The 22,035-nt window shown below is 72.1% G+C and carries 25 protein-coding genes; 20 read left to right on the top strand and 5 right to left on the bottom strand.

Annotation, left to right across the window (positions count from 1 at the left end; genetic code table 11):
* Positions 1-104 precede the first annotated feature (104 nt).
* From QWZ14_RS14745 to QWZ14_RS14780, 8 genes are all read left to right on the top strand, one after another.
* Positions 105-1,433 (top strand): ABC transporter substrate-binding protein, encoded by a 1,329-nt coding sequence (locus tag QWZ14_RS14745; RefSeq protein ID WP_290317475.1) that lies wholly within the window; start codon positions 105-107, stop codon positions 1,431-1,433.
* A 14-nt stretch (positions 1,434-1,447) separates the two neighbouring features.
* Complete coding sequence (locus tag QWZ14_RS14750; protein ID WP_290317476.1) at positions 1,448-2,320, top strand: phytanoyl-CoA dioxygenase family protein; 873 nt, start codon at positions 1,448-1,450, stop codon at positions 2,318-2,320.
* Between the two features lie 66 nt (positions 2,321-2,386).
* Positions 2,387-2,758, top strand: a complete 372-nt coding sequence (locus tag QWZ14_RS14755) for a low affinity iron permease family protein (RefSeq protein ID WP_290317477.1) — start codon at positions 2,387-2,389, stop codon at positions 2,756-2,758.
* A gap of 49 nt (positions 2,759-2,807) precedes the next feature.
* Positions 2,808-4,229, top strand: coding sequence for a LutB/LldF family L-lactate oxidation iron-sulfur protein (locus QWZ14_RS14760; protein ID WP_290317478.1), 1,422 nt, complete (start codon positions 2,808-2,810; stop codon positions 4,227-4,229).
* Positions 4,230-4,269: 40 nt separating this feature from the next.
* Positions 4,270-5,034: a LutC/YkgG family protein gene (locus QWZ14_RS14765; RefSeq protein ID WP_290317479.1), complete on the top strand. Its 765-nt coding sequence runs from the start codon at positions 4,270-4,272 to the stop codon at positions 5,032-5,034.
* A gap of 9 nt (positions 5,035-5,043) precedes the next feature.
* Positions 5,044-5,607 (top strand): Smr/MutS family protein, encoded by a 564-nt coding sequence (locus QWZ14_RS14770; protein WP_290317480.1) that lies wholly within the window; start codon positions 5,044-5,046, stop codon positions 5,605-5,607.
* Positions 5,604-5,972: a helix-turn-helix domain-containing protein gene (locus tag QWZ14_RS14775; RefSeq protein WP_290317481.1), complete on the top strand. Its 369-nt coding sequence runs from the start codon at positions 5,604-5,606 to the stop codon at positions 5,970-5,972. The genes QWZ14_RS14770 and QWZ14_RS14775 overlap by 4 nt, the downstream gene beginning before the upstream one ends.
* 102 nt (positions 5,973-6,074) lie before the next feature.
* Positions 6,075-7,115: a glycosyl hydrolase family 8 gene (locus QWZ14_RS14780; RefSeq protein WP_290317482.1), complete on the top strand. Its 1,041-nt coding sequence runs from the start codon at positions 6,075-6,077 to the stop codon at positions 7,113-7,115.
* Between the two features lie 21 nt (positions 7,116-7,136).
* Here QWZ14_RS14780 and QWZ14_RS14785 read toward each other — a convergent pair whose 3' ends face one another.
* Together QWZ14_RS14785 and QWZ14_RS14790 are read right to left on the bottom strand one after the other, a co-directional pair.
* A complete protein-coding gene (locus QWZ14_RS14785; RefSeq protein ID WP_290317483.1) occupies positions 7,137-7,748 on the bottom strand; it encodes a Maf family protein in 612 nt (203 codons plus the stop codon).
* Between the two features lie 11 nt (positions 7,749-7,759).
* Positions 7,760-8,653 (bottom strand): pyruvate, water dikinase regulatory protein, encoded by an 894-nt coding sequence (locus tag QWZ14_RS14790; RefSeq protein WP_290317484.1) that lies wholly within the window; start codon positions 8,651-8,653, stop codon positions 7,760-7,762.
* Between the two features lie 314 nt (positions 8,654-8,967).
* On the opposite strand from QWZ14_RS14790, the gene hemE reads away from it, so the two are divergent.
* The 9 genes from hemE (at position 8,968) to QWZ14_RS14835 (ending at position 17,139) form a co-directional block, all read left to right on the top strand.
* Positions 8,968-10,026: a uroporphyrinogen decarboxylase gene (gene hemE, locus QWZ14_RS14795; RefSeq protein ID WP_290317485.1), complete on the top strand. Its 1,059-nt coding sequence runs from the start codon at positions 8,968-8,970 to the stop codon at positions 10,024-10,026.
* A 79-nt stretch (positions 10,027-10,105) separates the two neighbouring features.
* Positions 10,106-11,182 (top strand): ferrochelatase, encoded by a 1,077-nt coding sequence (hemH, locus tag QWZ14_RS14800; protein WP_290317486.1) that lies wholly within the window; start codon positions 10,106-10,108, stop codon positions 11,180-11,182.
* Positions 11,182-11,844 (top strand): HAD family hydrolase, encoded by a 663-nt coding sequence (locus QWZ14_RS14805; RefSeq protein WP_290317487.1) that lies wholly within the window; start codon positions 11,182-11,184, stop codon positions 11,842-11,844. The genes hemH and QWZ14_RS14805 overlap by 1 nt, the downstream gene beginning before the upstream one ends.
* 11 nt (positions 11,845-11,855) lie before the next feature.
* The gene (locus tag QWZ14_RS14810; RefSeq protein WP_290317488.1) at positions 11,856-12,452 is read left to right on the top strand and encodes an MORN repeat-containing protein; all 597 of its coding nucleotides are present in this window, start codon (positions 11,856-11,858) and stop codon (positions 12,450-12,452) included.
* Between the two features lie 3 nt (positions 12,453-12,455).
* Positions 12,456-12,908: a protoporphyrinogen oxidase HemJ gene (gene hemJ, locus QWZ14_RS14815; RefSeq protein ID WP_290317489.1), complete on the top strand. Its 453-nt coding sequence runs from the start codon at positions 12,456-12,458 to the stop codon at positions 12,906-12,908.
* Between the two features lie 302 nt (positions 12,909-13,210).
* Positions 13,211-14,485, top strand: coding sequence for a transcription termination factor Rho (rho, locus tag QWZ14_RS14820; protein WP_290317490.1), 1,275 nt, complete (start codon positions 13,211-13,213; stop codon positions 14,483-14,485).
* Positions 14,486-14,551: 66 nt separating this feature from the next.
* Positions 14,552-15,127: an HD domain-containing protein gene (locus QWZ14_RS14825; RefSeq protein WP_290317491.1), complete on the top strand. Its 576-nt coding sequence runs from the start codon at positions 14,552-14,554 to the stop codon at positions 15,125-15,127.
* 270 nt (positions 15,128-15,397) lie between these two features.
* Complete coding sequence (locus tag QWZ14_RS14830) at positions 15,398-16,396, top strand: Bug family tripartite tricarboxylate transporter substrate binding protein (protein ID WP_290317492.1); 999 nt, start codon at positions 15,398-15,400, stop codon at positions 16,394-16,396.
* Positions 16,396-17,139: a GNAT family N-acetyltransferase gene (locus QWZ14_RS14835; RefSeq protein WP_290317494.1), complete on the top strand. Its 744-nt coding sequence runs from the start codon at positions 16,396-16,398 to the stop codon at positions 17,137-17,139. Before QWZ14_RS14830 ends, QWZ14_RS14835 begins: the two co-directional genes overlap by 1 nt.
* On the opposite strand, the gene QWZ14_RS14840 is transcribed toward QWZ14_RS14835, so the two are convergent.
* From QWZ14_RS14840 to QWZ14_RS14850, 3 genes are read right to left on the bottom strand one after another with little or no spacing between them, the layout of a single operon-like run.
* Complete coding sequence (locus QWZ14_RS14840; RefSeq protein ID WP_290317495.1) at positions 17,136-18,044, bottom strand: LysR family transcriptional regulator; 909 nt, start codon at positions 18,042-18,044, stop codon at positions 17,136-17,138. The genes QWZ14_RS14835 and QWZ14_RS14840 overlap by 4 nt on opposite strands.
* Positions 18,045-18,066: 22 nt before the next feature.
* Positions 18,067-19,035: a quinone oxidoreductase family protein gene (locus QWZ14_RS14845; RefSeq protein ID WP_290317497.1), complete on the bottom strand. Its 969-nt coding sequence runs from the start codon at positions 19,033-19,035 to the stop codon at positions 18,067-18,069.
* A gap of 36 nt (positions 19,036-19,071) precedes the next feature.
* The gene (locus tag QWZ14_RS14850; RefSeq protein WP_290317498.1) at positions 19,072-19,584 is read right to left on the bottom strand and encodes a methylated-DNA--[protein]-cysteine S-methyltransferase; all 513 of its coding nucleotides are present in this window, start codon (positions 19,582-19,584) and stop codon (positions 19,072-19,074) included.
* A 132-nt stretch (positions 19,585-19,716) separates the two neighbouring features.
* Between QWZ14_RS14850 and QWZ14_RS14855 the strand changes: the two genes are divergently transcribed.
* Genes QWZ14_RS14855 through QWZ14_RS14865 form a run of 3 tightly spaced genes read left to right on the top strand, consistent with a single transcriptional unit; the run spans position 19,717 to position 22,022 of the window.
* Entirely contained in the window at positions 19,717-20,088 is a 372-nt protein-coding gene (locus QWZ14_RS14855; RefSeq protein WP_290317499.1) for a (2Fe-2S) ferredoxin domain-containing protein, read from the top strand.
* A gap of 12 nt (positions 20,089-20,100) precedes the next feature.
* Positions 20,101-21,408 (top strand): tRNA uridine-5-carboxymethylaminomethyl(34) synthesis GTPase MnmE, encoded by a 1,308-nt coding sequence (gene mnmE, locus QWZ14_RS14860; RefSeq protein ID WP_290317500.1) that lies wholly within the window; start codon positions 20,101-20,103, stop codon positions 21,406-21,408.
* Positions 21,409-21,410: 2 nt separating this feature from the next.
* On the top strand, positions 21,411-22,022 hold the full coding sequence (locus tag QWZ14_RS14865) for a hypothetical protein (RefSeq protein WP_290317501.1): 612 nt from the start codon (positions 21,411-21,413) through the stop codon (positions 22,020-22,022).
* Positions 22,023-22,035: the final 13 nt, after the last annotated feature.

Raw genomic sequence — 22,035 nt, forward strand, 5'->3', positions numbered from 1 at the left:
CCTCCGTTTGGCGGGATGATACCCGGATCGGGCTCGACGGCGGCAGCCCCTTGCTCCTAGGGTCGACCCCAGGCGGGGAGACACCCGCGGGGATGGAGACGGCCATGCAACCGATATTCGGACGGCGCCAAGCCATGGCGCTCGGGGCTGGGGCCATGGCGGCGGCGGCGATGCCGGCCCGGGCGGCGATCCCGATCGCGGAGGTGCCGCCGCTGCGCTTCGCCGGTGAACGCGGCGCGCGTCTCCGGGTGCTGCGCCCGGCCAAGTACATCGACCCCGACGAGGCGATCTTCAACGCCAATACCCGCCGCTTCACCGAGGCCACGGGCATCGAGGTGCGGGTCGACTATGTGAACTGGCCGGACATGCCGGTGCAGGTCGCGGTCGCCGCCAATACCGGGCAGGGGCCGGATGTCATCATCGGCTTCGGCGCCGATGCGCATATCTATGCCGACAAGCTGCTGGAGCTGACCGACCTCGCCGACTACCTCGGCGCCAAGTACGGCGGCTGGTACGACCTGGCGAAGGTCTATGGCCGGAAGTGGCAGGGCACGGCCTGGATGGGCCTGCCGATGGGCGGCACCACCGGGCCGGTGGTCTATCGCGCCTCCTGGGTGAAGGAGGCGGGGTTCGACCGCATCCCGAACGACCTCAACGAGTTCCTGCGGCTCTGCCAGGGGCTGAAGCGGATCGGGCATCCCTGCGGCTTCGCCCTCAGCCATGCGCCGGGGGATGCGCCGGGCTATGCCAATTGGCTGCTCTGGTCGCATGGCGGGTCGCTGGTGGATGAGGAGGGCAAGATCGCCCTCGACCAGCCCTCGACGCTCCGGGCGCTCGAGTATTCCCGGGCGATGCAGGAGACGATGATCGCGGGGACGATGGGCTGGAGCGGCGTCAGCAACAACCGCGCCTTCATCGGCGGCGAGGTCGGGCTGACCCAGAACGGCGTCTCGGTCTACTACGCGCTGAAGACGGCGCAGGACGCGGCGCAGAATGCCATCGCCGCGGATACCGACCATGCCGAGATGCCCTATGGGCTGGCGACCAAGGCGCCGGAGACGGCGCTGACCCTGACCGGGATGGTGCCGCGCTACACCCGGGCGCCCAATGCGGCGAAGGAGTACCTCCGCTTCATGATGGAGGCGGATCAGTACGACCCCTGGCTTACGGGATGCCTCGGCTACTGGTCGCAGCCGCTGAAGGCCTATGGGGAAAGCGCGGTCTGGTCCTCGGACCCCAAGCTGGCGGTCTATCGCAGCGCCATGGATACGCCCTTCTACGAGGGCTATCGCGGGCCGATCACCCCCGCGGCCGGGGCGGTGGCCGAGAATTGGGTGCTGGTCGACATGTTCGCCCGCGTCGCCACCGGGGCGTCCAGCCCGGCCGACAGCCTGCGGGAAGCGGTGCGCGCCGCCAGGCGTTGGTACCGGTAAGGGAGAATCAGAAGATGCTCACGGAAGCCCAGAAGGCGGAATACGACCGGGTCGGGGCCATCGTCGTCCCCGATGTGCTGTCTGCGGCCGAGCTTGCGGAGTTGCGGCGGGTGACCGACGGCTTCGTCGACCGCGCCCGGCAAGTCGCGGCGCATGACGCCATCTACGACCTCGAGGACAGCCACACGCCGGCGATGCCGCGGGTCCGCCGGATCAAGTCGCCGCATCTGCACGACCCCGCCTATGCGGCGCTGATGACCCACCCGAAGATCGTCGCGGTGCTGCAGGATCTCTGGGGGCCGGATATCCGCTTCGACACGGCCAAGCTGAACATGAAGTCGGCCGGCTTCGGCGCGGCGGTGGAATGGCACCAGGACTGGGCCTTCTACCCCCATACCAACGACGACCTGGCCGCCGTCGGCGTGATGATGGACGACATGGAGCCGGCGAATGGCCCGCTGCTGATCATCCCCGGCAGCCACAAGGGCCCGGTCCACGACCACCATGCCGAGGGCCGCTTCTGCGGCGCGATGGACCCGACCAAGGGGGATATCGACTATGCGAAGGCCGTGGCGCTGACGGGCAAGGCCGGGTCGATCACCGTCCACCACGTCCGGGCGATCCATGGCTCGGCGCCGAATACCTCGAACAAGGAACGCCGGCTGCTGCTGTTCCAGTTCCGCGCCGCCGATGCCTGGCCGCTGCTCGGCTTCCCCGGCACGCTCGAGGCCTATGACGCGCTGATGGTGGCGGGCACGCCCGGCATCGAGCCACGGCTGGCTCCGGTGCCGGTACGGCTGCCCCTGCCGCCGGCGGATGCGCAAGGGTCGATCTACGAGAACCAGAAGGGGCTGAAGAACAAGTTCTTCCAGGCCGCCGCGGAGTAGTCGAGGTGGCGGCGGTTTAATCGACCGCCAACGCATCGATCGGGCCTGCGGCGGCGTTGCTGCTGCATGTCGGAACTCTTCGCCCGCGCGGCCCACTGGGCCTCCTGCCAGGCCGGCCGGTCCTGGGCCTTCATGCTGGCGGTCGCCGTGGTGGTGGTCTGGGCCGTCACCGGGCCGGTCTTCGGCTTCTCCGATACCTGGCAGCTGGTGATCAACACCGGGACGACCATCGTCACCTTCCTGATGGTCTTCCTGATCCAGAATGCGCAGAACCGGGATACCCAGGCGATCCAGCTCAAGCTGGACGAACTGATCCGGGCCACCCGCGGCGCGCAGAACAGCCTGATGGCGCTGGAGGACCAGGGCGAGGCCGAGCTGGCCCAGGCGCGGGAGGCGATGCGGGAGCTGGCGGAGACCGGGGAGCGCATCTCCCCCTGACCAAGGGGCCGCGAGGCGCTACATAGGGGGGATACAGGAGCTTCGCCCCGTGCACGTGACGTCCCCCGCCTTCAAGGAGAATTCCGCCCGCGCCCTGGCGAACCCGGGGCTGCAGAAGGCGCTCGGCACCGCCAAGGGCGCCTTCCTGCAACGCCGCGCCGCGGCCGTCGCCAACCTGCCCGAATTCGAGCGGCTGCGGGACATCGGCCGCGACATCAAGAACCATACGCTGGCCAACCTCGATTTCTACCTCGAGGCCTTCGAGCAGAAAGTGCTGGCCGCCGGCGGCAAGGTGCACTGGTGCTCGAGCGCCGACGACGCGCGGGCGGTGGTGCTCAAGATCTGCAAGGCGGCCGGGGCGAAGACGGTCACCAAGGGCAAGTCGATGATCTCCGAGGAACTCGGGATCAACCACCACCTCGAGGCCCATGGCATCCAGCCGGTCGAGACCGACCTCGGCGAATACATCCTCCAGCTCCGGGGGGAGGCGCCGAGCCATATCATCGCCCCGGCCTTCCACCTGAACCGGGAGGATTGGGAGGCCGACTTCCGCCGCCTGCACACCGACCTGCCGGCCGACCGCGTCTTCCACGAGCGCCGGGACATCCTGGCCGAGGCGCGGACCCGGCTGCGGGACCGCTTCCTCGCGGCCGATGTCGGCATCACCGGCGCCAATTTCCTCATCGCCGAGACCGGCAGCAGCGTCATCGTCACCAACGAGGGCAACGGCGACCTGACCCAGACCCTGCCGCGGGTGCATATCGCCCTCGCCAGCATCGAGAAGGTGGTGCCGACGCTCGAGGACGCGACCAGCCTGCTGCGGCTGCTGGCGCGCTCGGCCACCGGCCAGGACTTCTCGGTCTACACCACCTTCAGCACCGCGGCGCGGCGCGAGGCGGACCTCGACGGGCCGGAGGAGTACCATGTGGTGCTGGTCGACAGCGGCCGGTCCAACATGATCGGCACCGAGTTCCAGGAGATGCTGCGCTGCATCCGCTGCGCCGCCTGCATGAACCATTGCCCGGTCTATGGCGCGGTCGGCGGGCATGCCTATGGCTGGGTCTATCCGGGGCCGATGGGGAGCGTGCTGACGCCCTCCCTGGTCGGCATCGACAAGACCGGCATGCTGCCGAATGCCAGCACCTTCTGCGGCCGCTGCGAGGCGGTCTGCCCGGTGAAGATCCCGCTGCCGAAGATGATGCGGCACTGGCGGGAGCGGGAATTCGAGCGCCACCTGACGCCGGCGGCGGCGCGGAGCAACCTCGCCCTCTGGGCCTGGTTCGCCAAGCGGCCGGGGCTGTACCGGCTGGCGACGCGGGCGGCGACGGGGGTGCTCGGCCTGCTCGGCCGCGGCAAGGGGGCCTTCACCTCGCTGCCGCTGGCCGGCGGCTGGACCGCGGGCCGCGACCTGCCGGTGCCGGAGGGCGGCACCTTCATGGCGCAATACGCCAAGACCCGGCGGCGGCGGTGAGGCGCTTCCGCCGCGCCGCCCCAGGGTATAGGTCCAGGGCATGACCAAAGACGCGATCCTCGGCGCCATCCGGCGCGGCCTGAAGCGCGGCCCGCTGCCGGCGGACCAGCAGGCGATGCTGGCCGGGCGGCTGGCGACCCATCCGCGCCACCTGATCCCCGCCCGGTCCCGGCTGCCGCGGCCGGAGCAGGTCGCGCTCTTCATCCGCAACGTGGAGAAGGAATTCGGCACGGTCGAGCGGGTGCCGGACCATGCCGCCATCCCGGCGGCGATGGGCGAGTACCTCGCGGCGCAGAACCTGCCCTCCCGCTTCGTCATGGCGCCGCATCCGGAGTTGACGGCGGTGCCCTGGGCAGACCGGCCGCTGCTGGCCTTCGAGCAGCGGCGGGCGGAGGCGACCGACCAGGTCAGCCTGCAGCACGGCTATGCCGCGGTGGCCGAGACCGGGACCCTGATGCTGCCCTCGGCGCCCGAGCGGCCCACCACCCTGAACCTGCTGGTCGAGACCGAGGTGGTGGTGCTGCGCGCCAGCCGCGTCGTCGGCGCCTATGAGGAGGCCTGGGACCTGCTGCGGGCCGAGAGCCGGGACGCGCGCAGCGGCGGCTTCATGCCGCGCAACATCATGTTCGTCACCGGCCCGTCGCGCTCGGCCGACATCGAGCAGACGCTGGAGCTCGGCGCGCATGGGCCGCGGCGGCTGCACGTGATCCTGGTGGACGACGACCCGGCGGCGCTGCCGATGGGCGACGTCGCGGTGCCGCCGCCGGTCGCCGTGCCGGGCGGCCCGCCCGCGCCCGGGGACTGACCGCCGGCGATGGCCATGCGCCTGGTGCCGCCGCCGAAGCGGCCCCGGCGGGGGCTGACGGAGGTCGACAAGCTGCTGTGGCAGGCCTGGACCGCGCATGCCCAGGTGGCGCCGATGCCGGGCAAGGCCCTGGCGCCGCCGCCGGCCGAGCCCGCGGCAATCCCCGCCGCCGCGCCCTCGCCGGCCGTGGCACCGCCGAAGCCCGCCCTGCTGCCGCTACGCCGGCCGTCGGAGATCCAGGTCGGGGCGCCGCCGCCCGGCATCGACGGCAAGCGCTGGAAGGAGCTGCGGCGCGGCCGCACCAAGCCGGAGCGGACGCTCGACCTGCATGGCCGGCGGGCGCATGAGGCGCATGGCGCGGTGCGGCGCTTCCTGCACGAGGCGCAGGCGGATGGCTGCCGCTGCGTGGCCATCGTCACCGGCAAGGGCTCGACGCTCGAGGGCGGCGTGCTGCGGCGGGAGCTGCCCTTCTGGCTGAACATGGCCGACCTGCGGCCGCTGGTGCTCGGCGCGGCGCATCCGCATGCGAGCAACCCGGGCGCGGTGCACCTGCTGCTGCGCAAGCGCGGATGACCCCCTTCGGCACAAGGCTGCGGCAGCTGCGGGAGGCCCACGGGGTCAGCCAGGCCGGGCTGGCGGCGGCGCTGCATGTCTCGCCGGCCTATCTCTCGGCGCTGGAGCATGGCCACCGCGGCCGGCCCTCGCCGGGGCTGATCCATCAGGTGAACGAGTATTTCGGCCTGATCTGGGACGATGCGGAGGAGATGGTGCGGCTCGCCCGGGTCTCGCACCCCCGGGTGGTGCTGGACACCGCGGGGCTGAGCCCGGAGGCGACGGCCCTGGCCAACCGGCTGGCGCAGGAGATCCGGCGGCTGCCGCCGGAGGCCATCGCCGCCCTGAGCCGCACGCTGGACACCGTGTTGCCGCCGGGCGGTTAGGGGAAGCTATACCCTTCTGGGTTGAAATGCACCCCGGCAACGACTGGGGGTTGGTGCATGACAGGCGGGCGTGAGGCCCCTCCCCGATGGAAGAGGCGGCGCATGGTGCTGCTGGCCGGCAGCGGCGTGGCGGCGGGGGCGGTGGGCCTCGGCTTCGCCGGCCCGTGGGACTTCGCCACGGAGTGGCGGTCCTTCCAGGACCGCCATGTCGGGCCTGAGGGGCGGGTCGTCGACAACGGCAACGGCGGCATCTCCCACTCCGAGGGCCAGAGCTACGGCCTGCTCTTCGCCGAGGCCGCGGACGACAGGGCGGGCTTCGAGCGCATCCTGGCCTGGACCCGCGGCCAGCTCGGCCTGCCCGGCAGCCTGCTGCATCGCTGGCGCTTCCGCCCCGGCCACGACGCCGCCGCGGAAGACCCCAACAACGCCACGGACGGCGACCTCGTCATGGCCTGGGCGCTGCTGCGGGCGGCGGCGCGCTGGGGGGTGGCGGAGCATCGCGCCCTGGCGGCCGGGATCGCGCGCGACATCCTGCGGCACTGCGTGGTGGTCCTGGACGGCCGGGCCTACCTGCTGCCCGGTGCCCGTGGCTTCCGCCATCCGGGCCGGGTGCATCTCAACCCCTCCTACTACGGCTTCCGGGCAATACGGGCCCTGGCGGGGGTGATGCCGAACTCGCTCTGGCGGCAGCTCGAGCGGGACGGGCTGGAGCTGCTGGCCCTGGCGCGGTTCGGCCATTGGCGGCTGCCGGCGGACTGGATCGACCTCACCGATGCGCCCGGCCGGCCCGGCCTCTCCACCGATTGGCCGCCGCGCTTCTCCTGGGATGCGGTGCGGGTGCCGCTGCACCTGGCCTGGGCCGGGCTGGCGCGGGAGCCGGCGCTGCGGGCGGCGGTGCAATTCTGGTTCGACCCGGCGCATGCCCGCATCCCGGCCTGGGTGGATCTGCGGACCGACGAGGCCGCGCCCTACCCGGCCTCGGCCGGGGTGCTGGCGGTGGCGCGGCTGGCCATGGGGGTGGTGCTGGGGGATGACCTGGCCACGCCCCTGCCCGCGCTGCGGACGGCGCCGCTCTACTACGATGCGGCGCTGGTGCTGCTGGCACGGCTGGCGCGGGAGGAGAACCGCCGCCTGCTGTCCTGAAACGGGCCGGGCCGGCAGGGCTCAGGCCAGCAGCACCCCGTGGCCGCGCAGGAAGCCCAGCAGCGGCACCAGCGGCAGGCCGAGGATGGCGCTGTGCTCGCCCTCCACCGCCGCGAAGAGCTGCACCCCGAGCCCCTCCAGCCGGTAGGCGCCGACCGAGCCGAGGACCGCCTCGCCCTCCGCCGCCAGATAGGCGTCGAGGAAGGCTTCGGAGAAGTCCCGCATCACCAGCCGCGGCCGCGCGAGGTGCTGCCAGACGCGCTGGCCGTGCCGCCAGCAGACCATGGCCGTGACCAGCTCATGCGGCTTGCCCCGCAGGGCCAGGAGCTGGAGGCGGGCGGCGGCCAGGTCCGGCGGCTTGTCGTACCAGCGCGCCTCGCAGACCAGCATCTGGTCGGCGCCGATCACCAGGGCCTCCGGGTGGCGGCGGGCGATGCGCCGGGCCTTGGCCTCGGCCAGCAGCATGGCCGCCTCGGCGGCGGGCAGGCCCTCGGCCCGGGCGCTCTCCTTGATCTCGGCCTCGTCCACCGCGGCGGCCTCGGCGGTGAATTGCAGCCCAGCGGCGGCCAGCACGGCGCGGCGGGCGCTGCTGGCGGTGGCGAGGATGAGGGCCGGGGCGGGCTGCTGCAGCATCGGCGGCGGGGTCATCCGGCGGCCGGGGCGGCGCGGGCCGCGGCATCGGCCGCCGCATCGGCATCCTGCGTCGCGCTGCGCCGGGCGTGCCAGGCCTCCATGAGCTGCAGGACCGTCGCCGCCGTCTCCTCGATGCTGCGGCGGGTGACGTCGATCACCGGCCAGCCGTGCTGGTTGCAGAGCCGGCGGGCGGAGAGGATCTCGGCCTTCACGCTGTCATGGTCGATGTAGTCGTTGGTGTCCTGGCGGACCCCGTCGGCGCCGATCAGCCGCAGCCGGTGGCGGCGGATCTCGATCAGCGCATTGGTCTCGATGGTCAGGCCGACCACCGGGCAGGGCGGGGCATCGAGCTCCGGCGGCAGTTCCGACTTCGGCACGATCGGCACGTTGGCCGCCTTGATGCCGCGGTTGGCGAGGTAGAAGCAGGTCGGCGTCTTGCTGGAGCGGGAGACGCCGACGAGGCAGACGTCGGCCTCGTGGATGCCGGCGGTGCCCTGGCCGTCGTCGTGCGACAGCACGTAGTGCATCGCATCGATCCGGCGGAAGTAGTCGGCATCCATCACGTGCTGGGCCGCCCGCTTCTCCTTGGCCCGGGCGCCGAGCTGGCCCTGCAGCAGGTCCATCACCTCATCCAGCACCGACAGGCAGGGAACGCCGAGGCGCGAGCAGGTCTCCTCCAGCGCCAGCCGCAGGCTGCGGTCCACCAGGGTGAACAGCACCGGCCCGGGCTCGTGGTTGAGGCCCTCCAGCACCCGGTCGAGCTGCAGCCGGGAGCGGATCAGGCTCCAGCGGTGGTGGACGACATGGTGGTTCTCGAAGCGCGAGAGGGTGGCCCGGGTGATCGAGTTCAGCGTCTCGCCCGTGCTGTCGGAGACCAGGTGAAGGTTGAGGGAACGGTGGGACATTCGGTGAGGATAGCGTGAAGGCGCGGGGGATAACCGGGAAAACTCCAGGCGTGGCGTCGCGAATTGTGAGTCGGGTGCCTGAGTCCAATTCGATCCGACCGGCGGTATGAGATTCCCGTGCTGAGTCGGGTGACTCGGGGATGGCGCCGAGTCGGTCCATGACTCAGCGGCTCCTCCGACTCAGCAGGGCGGTGGACAAGCCTGTGGACGAACGCCCGAGTAATTGCGTCCACATCATCCACAGGCCCTACCGCCACAACAACCTTTCAAGAATCCTGTTTTCTTGCGAGGGATAGGCGCGAGGGAGAGCGTCCATGTCCGGCCAGACCGCCAATCCGACTCAGAAACCGATCCTGCGGGCCCTGGCCGGGGAGGCGGTATGGCCGCCGCCGATGTGGCTCATGCGCCAGGCCGGGCGCTACCTGCCGGAGTACCGGGAGGTCCGGGCCCAGGCCGGCGGCTTCATCGCCCTCGTCACCGCGCCCGAGATGGCGGCCGAGGTGACCCTGCAGCCGATCCGCCGCTACGGCATGGACGGCGCCATCCTCTTCTCCGACATCCTGATGGTGCCCTGGGCCATGGGCCAGCCGCTGCGCTTCGCCGAGGGCGAAGGGCCGGTGCTGGAGCCGGTGCGGGACGCGGCGGCGATCGGCCGGCTCGATCCCTCGGTCTGTGCCGCCAATGCGGCGCCGATCATGGAGACGGTGCGGCTGGTGCGGGCGGCGCTCGATGCCGATTCGCCGAAGACCACGCTGATCGGCTTCGCCGGCAGCCCCTTCACCGTCGCCTGCTACATGGTGGAGGGCCATGGCAGCCGGGACTTCGCCGCGGCCCGGGGCATGGCCTACGAGGATCCCGCGCTGTTCGGCAAGCTGATCCGCACCCTGGTCGAGGCCAGCACCGACTACCTGCTGGCCCAGGCCGAGGCCGGGGCCGAGGTGCTGATGCTCTTCGACAGCTGGGCCGGGCTGCTGGCCCCAAGCCAGTTCCGCCGCTGGGTGATCGAGCCGACCGCCGCCCTGGTGCGGGCGATCCGCAAGCGCCAGCCGGACATCCCGATCATCGGCTTCCCGCGGCTCGCCGGGCCGATGCTGGCGGAATACGCCCAGCGGACCGGGGTGCAGTGCTGCGCCATCGACACCAGCATGGACCTGCGCTGGGCCGCCTCGGCGGTGCCGGAGGGGATGGCGCTGCAGGGCAACCTCGACCCGCTGTCGCTGGTCGCCGGCGGGGCGGCGCTGGAGGCGGAGGCGCGGTCGATCCTCGGGGCGATGCGGGGGAGGCCCTTCATCTTCAACCTGGGGCATGGAATCGAGAAGGTGACCTCCCCCGACAATGTCTCGGCCCTGGTGCGGCTGGTGCGGACAGGCTAACCCCCGCTGCATCCGAAGGACGGCTTGATCCGCTGCGACGCGGCCAAATCTGCGGTACCGATGGGCCGAGGGAATTTCGATGCAGCGGGTTGCGGTGGTGTTGTTCAACCTCGGGGGGCCGGATGCGCCGGAAAGCGTCCGGCCGTTCCTGGAGAACCTGTTCACCGACCCCGCCATCCTGCGGGTGCCCGGCTTCATCCGGCCCTGGCTGGGCAGGTTCATCGCCAAGCGGCGGACCAAGGCGGCCAGTGAGAATTACGCCATCATCGGCGGCCGGTCGCCGCTGCTGGAGCTGACCGAGGAGCAGGGCCGCAACCTCGAGGCCGCGCTCAACCAGTCGGGCCAGGCCGAGTACCGCTGCTTCACCGCCATGCGCTACTGGCACCCGATGAGCGATGCCGCCGCCCGGGCGGTGCAGGCCTGGGAGCCGGACAGCGTGCTGCTGCTGCCGCTCTATCCGCAGTACTCCACCACCACCACCGGCAGCAGCGTGGCGGCCTGGGACCAGGCCGCGGCCCAGGCCGGGCTGCGGGTGCCGACCACGACGCTCTGCTGCTACCACTCCGACCCGGCCTTCGCCGCGGCGACCGCGGCCGAGGTCCAGGCGGCCTACGGGCGGGCCAGGGCGGCCTTGCCGGCCGAGGTGAGGCTGCGGGTGCTGTTCTCGGCGCATGGCCTGCCCGAGAGCATCGTGAAGCGCGGCGACCCCTATCAGTGGCAGGTGGAGCAGACGGTGGCCGCGGTGGTCGGCGCCCTGACCATCCCCGGGCTGGACCACGTGGTCTGCTACCAGTCGCGGGTGACGCCGCAGAAGTGGATCGGGCCGAGCACCGAGGCCGAGCTCGAGCGGGCCGGGCACGACAAGGTGGCGGTGCTGGTCTGCCCGATCGCCTTCGTCTCCGAGCATTCGGAGACCCTGGTCGAGCTGGACGTCGAATACCGCGAGGAAGCCGAACGCCTGGGCGTGCCGGGGTATTTCCGGGTGCCGGCGCAGAACAGCGACCCCGGCTTCATCGCCGCGCTGCGCGACCTGGTGCTGCGGACCGTGGCCGGCAGCCGGCGGCTGTGCAGCTTCGCGGGCGGCCGGCAGTGCCCGAAGCCCTTCGGCGACTGCCCGCATGCCAAGGCCCCGGCCCGCAGCAAGGAAATGGCCTGATGCCGCCCGTGACGCGCCCGGACGCGGTGCTGTTCGACTGCGACGGGGTGCTGGCCGACAGCGAGGGGCTGGTGAACCGCATGGTGGCGCTGGACCTGACCGCGCGGGGCTGGCCGCTGACCCCGGCGCAGGCGCGGGAGACCTTCCTCGGCATGGCCCTGCCGGACATGATGCCGATGATCCGCGCCCGCTGCGGCACCCTGCCCGCGGATTGGGGCCAGGCGCTGTCGCGCCGGATCGCCCAGGCCCTGCACGACGAGGTCGAGGCGATCCCCGGCGCGGTGGCGGTGCTGCGGGCGGTGGCGGCGGCGGGCATCCCGCTGGCGGTCGCCTCCAATTCCACCCGGGGCGAATTGCGGGCCAAGCTGGCGCGGCTGGACCTGGCGAACTTCTTCGGCGATCGGGTCTTCACCTACGAGGACGTGCCGCGGCCCAAGCCGGCGCCGGACATGTACCTGGCGGCGGCGGCGGCCTGCGGCGCGGCGCCCGGGGCCTGCGTGGTGGTCGAGGACAGCCTGCTCGGGGCCCGGGCCGGGATCGCCGCCGGGTGCCGGGTGATGGGCTTCGCGCAGGAGACGGATGCGCGGGTGCTGGCCGCGGTGGGGGCGGTGCCCTTCGCCACCATGGCGGAGCTGCCGGCCCTGCTGGGGATTCTGGATTGAGGAGCGGGGCCATGCGGGTCGGGCGCGGAATGCTGGTGGCTGTCGTGGCGCTGGGGCTGATGGCGGCCGGGGAGAAGCCGGGGGCGCCGCCCGAGGCGGAGCTGATGGAGCCGGGCGGCCGGGCCGGCTGGGTGGCGGATCCGGCCAGCGGCTGCTGGCTCTGGGCCGGCGGCATCGAGCCGGGGGCGACCGAGGTCGTCGCGGCCTGGAACGGCAAGTGCCCGGAGGGGCCCGGCGAGGGCACGGGGCGCGCCCTGGTCACCTGGCGCAGCCGCGGCGAGGTCCGGCGGATGGACTACCTGGGCGACCTCGTCCGCGGCAAGAACGAGGGCCGCGGCAAGCTCGTCATCTCCGAGGGCGACCAGGTGGTGAGCGAGGAGGAGGGCCTGTTCCAGGACGACCGGCTGGTCGATGGCCGCATGGCGCTGCCGCGGCTGCGGCTGGAATACGAGGGCAAGCTGCGGGGCGGGCATCCGCAGGGGCCGGGGCGGCTGTCGGTCCAGGGCCGGGTCTTCGAGGGCGACTGGGTCAACGGCTGCCTGCAGCAGGGCGACGGCTGGGTCGCCTTCACCCGCCCGGTCGAGAGCTGCGCCGGGCAGGACACCTGAGCGGTGACGCTGGATGCCCTGGCGGTTGCCTATCCCTGGACCAAGGCCTTCCACCTGATCGCGGTCATCGCCTGGATGGCGGGGCTGTTCTACCTGCCGCGGCTCTTCGTCTATCACCACCAGGTCGCGGCGGGCGGCGCCGAGAGCGAGCTGTTCAAGGTGATGGAGCGGCGGCTGCTGCGGGCCATCATGAACCCGGCCATGATCGTCGCCTGGCTGCTGGGGCTGACCCTGGTGCTGACGCCGGGGGCGGTCGACTGGCAGGGCGGCTGGTGGCACCTGAAGCTGCTGTCGGTGGTGCTGATGACCGCCTTCCACATGCACCTGGCCCGCGCCCGCAAGGGCTTCCTGGCCGATGGCCGGCCGGGCACCGAGCGCTACTGGCGGGCGATGAACGAGGTGCCGACGCTGCTGATGATCGTCATCGTGGTGATGGTGATCGTGAAGCCCTTCTGACCCCGCCGGGCGGAAGATGCGGATTTTCATTGACCGCGAAGCAATAGACCGTCATGTGGCAAGTTGACGGCTGGCGGTCCGATCCCTAGGGTTGCACCGCCTCTCTCGGGGTGGCCAGCGCCTCACGCTAGGCTGCCTCCCTCCCTTATCCTTCCTGGGACATCGCCGGCCACTGGCCCCGGCCCGTTTGCGGGTCGTGTTCGTGGCGCAGGCGGAAGGGCCGGTTGAAAGGCGCAGCCTGCTGCGCAAACCCGGCCTCCATTGGGACCGTCCTGTCCCCTCGCATCCGGACGCACCGCGCCATGCATCTATCCGAATTGAAGGCCAAGAGCCCCGCCGACCTCCTCTCCTTCGCCGAGGAGTTGCAGATCGAGAACGCATCCAGCCTGCGCAAGCAGGACATGATGTTCGCGATCCTCAAGCAGCTGGCGGAAAACGACCAGGCGATCTTCGGCGAAGGCACGCTCGAGATCCTGCCGGACGGCTTCGGCTTCCTGCGCAGCCCGCAGGCCAACTTCCTGCCCGGGCCGGACGACATCTACATCAGCCCCGCCCAGGTGCGGCGCTTCGGCCTCCGCACCGGCGACACGGTCGAGGGCCAGATCCGCGCCCCGAAGGATGGCGAGCGCTACTTCGCCCTGCTGAAGGTGAACGCCATCAACTTCGAGCCGCCGGAGGCGCTGCGCCACCGGATCAACTTCGACAACCTCACGCCGCTCTATCCGAACCGTCGCCTGAAGATGGAGAACGCGGAGGCGGAGGCGGTCGGCAAGGGCCCGACCAAGGACTACACCCACCGCATCATCGACCTGATCGCGCCGATCGGCATGGGCCAGCGCGCCCTCGTCGTGGCGCCGCCGCGCACCGGCAAGACGGTCATGCTGCAGAACATCGCCAAGTCGATCACCGCCAACCACCCGGAAGTCTTCCTGATGGTGCTGCTGATCGACGAGCGGCCGGAGGAGGTCACCGACATGGCCCGCACCGTGCGCGGCGAGGTGGTCGCCTCCACCTTCGACGAGCCGGCGACGCGGCACGTGCAGGTGACCGAGATGGTGCTCGAGAAGGCCAAGCGGCTGGTCGAGCACAAACGGGACGTGGTGATCCTGCTGGACAGCATCACCCGCCTCGGCCGCGCCTACAACTCGGTGGTGCCGAGCAGCGGCAAGGTCCTGACCGGCGGCGTCGACGCCAACGCCCTGCAGCGGCCGAAGCGCTTCTTCGGCGCGGCGCGGAACATCGAGGAGGGCGGCTCGCTGACCATCATCGCCACGGCGCTGATCGACACCGGCAGCCGCATGGACGAGGTGATCTTCGAGGAGTTCAAGGGCACCGGCAACTCCGAGATCATCCTGGACCGCAAGCTGTCCGACAAGCGCACCTTCCCGGCGATCGACATCACCAAGTCGGGCACCCGCAAGGAGGAACTGCTGGTCGACCGGCCGACGCTGGCCAAGATGTGGGTTCTGCGACGGATCCTGAACCCGATGGGCACCCAGGATTCCATGGAGTTCCTGCTGGACAAGCTGAAGTACAGCAAGACCAACCAGGACTTCTTCGACGCGATGAATACCTGAGGGTACCGAGGGGGGCGAAAGCCCCCCTTTCCATGTCCGCTCCCCACCGTCCCCCAAGGAGACCGAATGGACCAGGAGGAGGCCCCGCTCGCCCGCACCCTGCGGGCCGCGCATTTCGCCGCGACCGTCCATGCCACCCACCGCCGCAAGGGCGCCGCGGCCGAGCCCTACGTGAACCACGTGCTGGAGGTGGCGGAAATCCTGGCGGCGCACGGCGCCCCGCTGGTCGCCGTCATCGCCGGGCTGCTGCACGACACGGTCGAGGACAGCGACGCCGACCCGGTGCCGGTGACCCTGGCCGCGCTGGAGGCGGCCTTCGGGGCGGAGGTGGCGGCGGTGGTCGCCGAGGTCTCGGACGACAAATCCCTGCCGAAGGAGGTCCGCAAGGGCCTGCAGGTGCGCCACGCCGCCGGGGCCTCGGCCGCGGCGAAGCAGGTGAAGCTGGCGGACAAGATCTCCAACCTGCGGACCATCGTCGCCAGCCCGCCAGCCGGCTGGAACCATGCCCGGCGGCTGGAATACGTCGGCTGGGCCGGCCGCGTGGCGGCGGGGGCGAAGGGGGTCAACCCGCGGCTGGATGCGGCCTTCGACGCCACCTACCGGGGGGCCGTGGCGCGGCTGGCGGGCGAGGATGCGGGGTGAACCCGGGACGCTGGCCGGCTTGGGGGGGGATTGCCCTCGGCCGCGAGGAGAGGGGGGTACGGCCTCGGGTGCGCAGCCAGCGTCCCGTCGGATGATGATGGCACAATCCGCCGCGCGGTGGGAGCGCGAAGGCAGGGCCTCTGGTGATGGCTGCCAGAACTTGGGCGCGGATGCGGCCATCCGGCCCCTGCCGCTCCGGGCCCTTCCACTCCGGGCCCTGGCCAGCCCGGCCGGGTGGCGGCATGGTGGGCCGGCATGCAGGGAGCCACCATGTCCGAGCCACGCTTCGCCAGCCGCCGCCTGATCCTCGGGACCGCTATGGGCGCGACCCTGGGCGCATCCCTGGGCACGACCCTGGCCGCGCCGGCCCTGGCCCAGGGCGCCTTCCCGAACCGGCCGGTGTCGATGATCATCCCCTTTCCCCCCGGCGGCACCACGGACGTGACCCTGAGGGCCCTGGCCGAGGGCGCCGCGCGGCGGCTCTCGCAGCAGGTGGTGGTGGACAACCGGCCGGGGGCGGCGAATACCCTCGGCGCCGCCATGGTGGCCCGGGCCCGGCCCGACGGCTACCTGCTGACCCAGCTGCCGGCCTCGGCCATCCGGGTGCAGCTGCTGCAGAAGCTGGCCTACGACACCCTGCGGGACTTCACCCCGGTGCTCTGCGTGACCGGCTACAGCTACGTCACCATCGCCAAGGGCGGCCGCTTCCCCGGCGGTTGGGCGGATTTCGTCGCCGAGGCGCGCCGGCGGCCGGGCGAGCTCTCCTACGGATCGACCGGGGTGAACGGCACGCCGCACGTGACCATGGCGGAGCTGGCGGCCAAGGAAGGCATCAACATCATCCACGTGCCCTTCCGTGGCGATGCGGACGGGTCCCAGGCCCTGCTCGGCGGGCATATCGACGTCATGGCCGGCGGGTCCGGCCTGGCGACGCTGGTGGATGGCGGCGCGGCGCAGTTCATGCACGTCTGGAACGCCGAGCGGCTGGCGCGCTGGCCGCAGGCGCCGACGCTGAAGGAGCTCGGCTACGACATGGTGGTGACGACGCCCTTCGGGCTGGTGGCGCCGGCCGGGGTGGACCCGGGCGTCACCCGGGTGCTGCACGACGCCTTCGCCGCCTCGGCCCGGTCCGGGGAGTTCAAGGCGGTGCTGGCGCGCTACGACATGCCCGACGAATACCGCAACAGCGCCGACTACGGCACGCTGCTGCGGGAGACGGTGGCGCGGGAGGAAGCGCTGATCCGCCGGCTGAACCTGACGGCCGGCTGATGCTGGCGGAGGTCGTCGCGCTCGAGCGCGCCTGCCTGACGGCGCTGCCGGCGCCGCGGCACGGCTTCGACGGGCCCTTCGTGCTGAAGGCCTTCCTCGGCGGCACCGGGCGGGCCAATGCGGTCTGCTCGACCGACCCGGCGCCGGACCCGGAGCTGCCGGCGCGGGTCGCCCGGATTGAGGCCTGCTACGCCCGCCTGGGCCTGCCCTGCCGCTTCCGGCTGACGCCGCTCGACCCGCCGGGGCTGGAAGCCCTGCTGCGGGAGCGCGGCTATGCCGACGGCGAGGAGACCATCGTCCATGCCGGCCCGGCCCGGCCGGTGGCGGATCCGGCGGTGCGGGTGCTGGCGGGGCCGGAGCCGGCCTGGATGGCCGTGGTGGCGACCGCCGAGTACCAGACCGCGGCACGGCGGGCGGAGAAGCTGCAGGGCCCCGCGCTGCTCGCGGCGCCGGCCGCCTGGCTGCTGCTGCAGGAGGATGGGGCGGATGCCGCCTGTCTTTTCGCCGTGGCCGATGGCCGGCACTGCGGCATCTTCGACCTGGCGACCCGGCCGGAATTCCGCCGCCGGGGCCTCGGGGAGCGGCTGATCCGGGCGGCGATGCACTGGGCGGCCGGGCTCGGCGCGACCACGGCCTGGGCCCAGGTGGCGACCACCAATGCCGCCTCGCTGGCGCTGCAGCGGCGGGTCGGGCTGCGGGAGGTCTATCGCTACCGCTACCTGATCCGGCCGGGCACGCCCTAACGGGCCTTGAGGCGGGGCTCCAGGGCGGCCTGGGCGACCAGCAGGTCGAGCACGGCGCGGACGCGGCGGGGCAGGATATGGCCACCGGGCCAGACCGCATGGACGTCGCGCGGCTCGGCCCGCCAGCCCGGCAGCACCGGCACGAGGCTGCCGCTGCCGATCTCCTCCATCACGGCCCAGGGCGCCAGCAGCGCGATGCCCAGCCCGGCCCGCGCCGCCAGATGGGTGGAATCGACGCTGTCGGCGCTGAAGCGGCCATGGGTCTCGACCGGGACGGTACGGCCGCAGGGCCCGTCCAGCACCAGCCTGCCCTGGGTACCGGCGCTGGAGAGGCGGCAGAACTCGTGCGCGGCAAGCTCCTCGGGCACGGTCGGCGTGCCGTGGCGCTGCAGGTAGTCGGGCGAGGCGAAGAGCGCGAAGTCGATGCGGCCCAGCTTCCGGGCGATGAGCGACTGCTGGCGGATGGGGCCGAAGCGGATGGCGAGGTCGATCCCCTCCTCGGTCAGGTCCAGCGGCTTGGCATCGAGCCGGGCCTCGAGCGTCAGGCCGGGATTGGCGAGCAGGAACTCGCGCAGCCAGGGCAGCACCACGGCATTGAAGAAGGCCGCGACGCAGCCGATCCGGACATGGCCCAGCAGCGCCGATTGGGCGCCGCGGGCATTGGCCTCGGCCTCCTCGAGGCTGTCGAGGATGCGGACGGCCTCGAGGTGGAAGGACTGCCCGGCCTCCGTCGCGGTCAGGCCGCGCGGCGAGCGAATCAGCAGCGGGACGCCGAGCCGCTGCTCCAGCTCGCCCACGATGCGGGAGACGCTGGGCTGGCTCATCGCCAGGTCCCGCGCCGCCCGGGTGATGTTCCCGGTCTCCACCACGCGGCGGAAGACCGAGAGCTGCTGCAGCCGGTCCATCGGCCGGGGCGGCGGCCTGGGCCTACGGCAGGAAGACGGTGCTGCCCGTGGTCTTGCGGCTCTCGAGCGCGCGGTGGCCCTCGGCGGCGTCCTTCAGGGCGAAGGTCTGGTTGACGTTGATCTTCACCGCGCCGGACTTCACCACCTCGAAGAGGTCGTTGGCGGTGGCGACCAGGTCGGCGCGCTTGGCGGTATAGGTGTTGAGCGTCGGGCGGGTGACGTAGAGCGAGCCCTTGGCGGCGAGCACGCCGAGGTCGGTGGTGACCGGGCCGGAGGCATTGCCGTAGCTGATCATCAGCCCGAGCGGGGCGAGGCAGTCGAGCGAGGTGACGAAGGTATCCTTGCCGACGCTGTCGTAGACCACGGGCAGCATGGCGCCGCCGGTGATCTCGCGCACCCGGGCGGGGATGTTCTCGCTGGTCAGCAGCGCGTGGTCGGCGCCGAGGCCGGTGATGAGCGCGGCCTTCTCCGGCGTGGAAACGACGCCGATGACGGTGGCGCCGAGGTGCTTGGCCCATTGCACGACGATGGAGCCGACGCCGCCGGCCGCGGCATGGACCAGGACGGTATCGCCCCGCTTGATGGCATAGGTGCGCTTGACCAGGAATTGCGCGGTCATGCCCTGCAGCATCATCGAGGCGCCCTGGGTGAAGTCGATCCCCTCGGGCAGCTTCACCAGGCGGTCGGCGGGGGCGCAGCGGGCCTCGGCATAGGCGCCGAGGGCGCCGGCATAGGCCACGCGGTCCCCGGTCTTGAGGTCGGTCACGCCGTCGCCCACGGCCTCGATCACGCCGGCGCCTTCCATGCCGATGGTGACGGGCATGGAGGGGGCCTTGTAGAGGCCGGTGCGGAAGTAGACGTCGATGTAGTTCAGCCCGACCGCATGGTGCCGCACCAGGACCTCACCCGGCTTCGGGTCCGGCAGGGGGACTTCCTCCCAGACCAGCTTCTCGGGACCGCCGTGCTCATGGACGCGGATGGCATGATTCATCGGGGGATTCCTCGAAGGTCGATGGGGGGGGGATCGTCAGGGATTGGCGGGGCAACGAAGGAGCGGCAGCGAGGCGGCTTCCTGACCTGAAAGGGCCCGCGCTTCAAGGGCCAGGAGATGGCGCTTGGTCGCGATGCCCCCGCCGCCGGAGTAGCCGCCGATGGAGCCGTCCGCCGCCACCACCCGGTGGCAGGGGATCAGGATGGGGATGGGGTTCGACCCATTGGCCTGACCAATGGCGCGCGGCGAGCGGCAGCCGACCTCCCGCGCAATGTCGAGGTAGGAGCGGGTTTCCCCGGCCGGGATGCGGCCGAGCGCGGCCCAGACCTTGCGGCGGAATTCGCTGCCCTGGGGATTGAGCGGCAGGTCGAAGCCGGTCCGGACGCCGTCGAAGTAGTCGTGCAGCTGCGCCGCCGCCCGCCGCAGCAGGGCGGTGGGCGGGGCGGGCTCCGCGCCGTAGCCGCGGCCCCAGTCGACGGCCACGATGGCGCCTTCGTCCTCGAAGACGGTGAGTTCGCCGAGCGGGGTATGCAGAGTGACATGGGGCATCGTTGCGGCCGGATGGCACACCCATGGCCCTGCTTCGTCAAGCGTTTGCTACGCCGCCGGCGGATGGCTGGGCGATGGCACCCCCCGGGGGGTGCCGCCCGGGGGAATGGGGGCTACATGGAGGCAGCCTGCATGGAGAAACCCGCCGTGGCCGAGCCCGCCGATCCCCCGCCGTATTTCCAGGCGCATGTCTTCGTCTGCTGCAACCGCCGGCCGGACGGGCATCCGCGCGGCTCCTGCGCCGCACGCGGCAGCGAGAAGCTGCGGGATTACATGAAGGTGCGGGCGAAGGAGCTGGGGCTGCGGGGGGTGCGGGTGAACCAGGCCGGCTGCCTCGACCGCTGCGAGTTCGGCCCGACCCTGGTGATCTACCCCGAGGGCGTCTGGTACCGGCCGGAGACGCCGGCCGATGTGGACGAGATCCTGGCGACGCATCTCCAGGCCGGGGGGCGGGTGCCGCGGCTGATGCTGACGGAGAAGGACGTGCCGCCACCCAAGCGGTAAGCGGCGTATTTTATGCCGAGTGATGTGATTTTCGCCCTGGCCTCCGGGGCCGGGCGCGCGGCGGTGGCGGTGCTGCGGGCCTCGGGGGCGGGGACCGCGGCGGTGGTGGCGGCCCTGGCCGGACGCCTGCCGGCGCCGCGGATGGCCAGCCTGCGGCGCCTGCGGCATCCGGCGACCGGCGAGGTGCTGGATGAGGCGCTGGTGCTCTGGTTTCCGGCACCGGCCAGCTACACCGGCGAGGACAGCGCCGAATTCCAGGTCCATGGCGGCCCGGCGGTGGTGGCCGGGGTGGCCGAGGCCCTGGTGGCCGCCGGGGCGCGGCCGGCCGAGCCGGGCGAGTTCACCCGCCGCGCCTTCGTGCAGGGCCGGCTCGACCTGACCGCGGCCGAGGGCGTCGCCGACCTGATCGAGGCCGAGACCGCGGCGCAGCGGCGCCAGGCCCTGCGCCAGGCCGGCGGTGCCCTGGCGACGCTCTACGGCGGCTGGGCCGGACAGTTGACGGCGCTGCTGGCCCGGCAGGAGGCCTTCATCGAATTCGAGGACGAGGACCTGCCCTCCGGGCTGGACGATGCGGTCGGCCAGGCCGCCGCGACGCTGCACGACGCCATCCTGCGGCATCTGGCAGACGGCAGGCGAGGGGAGCGGCTGCGGGAAGGCCTGCGGGTGGCGATCCTCGGGGCGCCGAATGCGGGCAAGTCGTCGCTGCTGAATGCGCTGGTGGGGCGCGAGGCGGCGATCGTCTCGGCCCGGGCCGGGACCACGCGGGACGTGGTGGAGGCGCGGCTCGACCTCGGCGGCGTGCCGGTGACCCTGGCCGACACCGCCGGGCTGCGCGAGGCGGCCGACGAGATCGAGGCGGAGGGCATCCGCCGGGCGCGGGACCGGGCCGCGGATGCCGACCTCCGGCTGCTGGTCCTCGCTGCGGATCAGCCGCCCGATGCCGAGACTCTCGGCTGGCTGGCGCCGGGCGACCTGGTGGTGCTGAGCAAGGCCGACCTGCCGGCGGTGCCGGGATTGCCGGCGGGGCTGCGGGTCTCGGCCCGGACCGGCGAGGGGCTGTCGGGGCTACGGTCGCGGCTGGAGGCGGAGGCGGTGGCGCGGGCCGGCGGCGTGGCGGAGACGCTGCTGACCCGGCCGCGGCACCGGGCCGCGCTGCAGGAGGCCGCTGAGTGGCTTGCGGCGCTCGACGGTGCCAGCCTGCCGGAATTGCGGGCGGAAGCCCTGCGGGCGGCGCTGAGGGCCGTGGGACGCATCACGGGACGGGTCGGGGTGGAGGCGGTGCTGGATTCCGTCTTCGCCCAATTCTGCATTGGGAAGTGAGCATGGAGGACGAGCTGAGAGCCGCCTGGCAACGCCACGCGGCAGCACGGCAGCGGTTCCGCGAGATGGCGGTGCAGGCCGTGCCGCGGCCCAAGATGATCGAGCAGGCCAAGCGCCTCGGCCTGCCGGTCGACCAGGGCGAGATGGCCCAGCTCGGCGAGGACGAGCTGGCCTATCTTTTTGACCTGGCGATCTATTCGGCCCCGCCGGGCCGCAGCCGGGCCATCGACCGGGTGGTCCGCCAGCACGCGCGGCTGCGGGGCGAGGCGGTGCTGGTGCTGAATGCGCTGAGCTCGGCTTGGTTCTCGATCTTCCGGGTGACCGGGCTGCATCCGGATGGCGGGCTGCTGCTGGAGGATGCGCTGGGCGGCGGCGAGGTCTGGGTGGTGGACGAGGGGTTGAGCGAGGTCGCCGAACTCGGCGCCGTCGTGGCGACGCGGCTGGGGCGGGTTGCGGGCTATGCCATGACCTGCGGGGTGATGGCGGTGCTGGACGATGTCACCCTGGACGGGATCCGGCAGGTGGCCCGGCGCAGCGGGGTGGAGCCCGCCGCCCTGGTGGACGAGCCGCGCTTCGTCGAAGGCCTGTGGCGGCGGGCGCTGGGCTTCGGCTGAGGGTCTTTGGCGC

The sequence above is a fragment of the Paeniroseomonas aquatica genome, from assembly GCF_030409335.1.
Lineage (GTDB): Bacteria > Pseudomonadota > Alphaproteobacteria > Acetobacterales > Acetobacteraceae > Belnapia > Belnapia aquatica.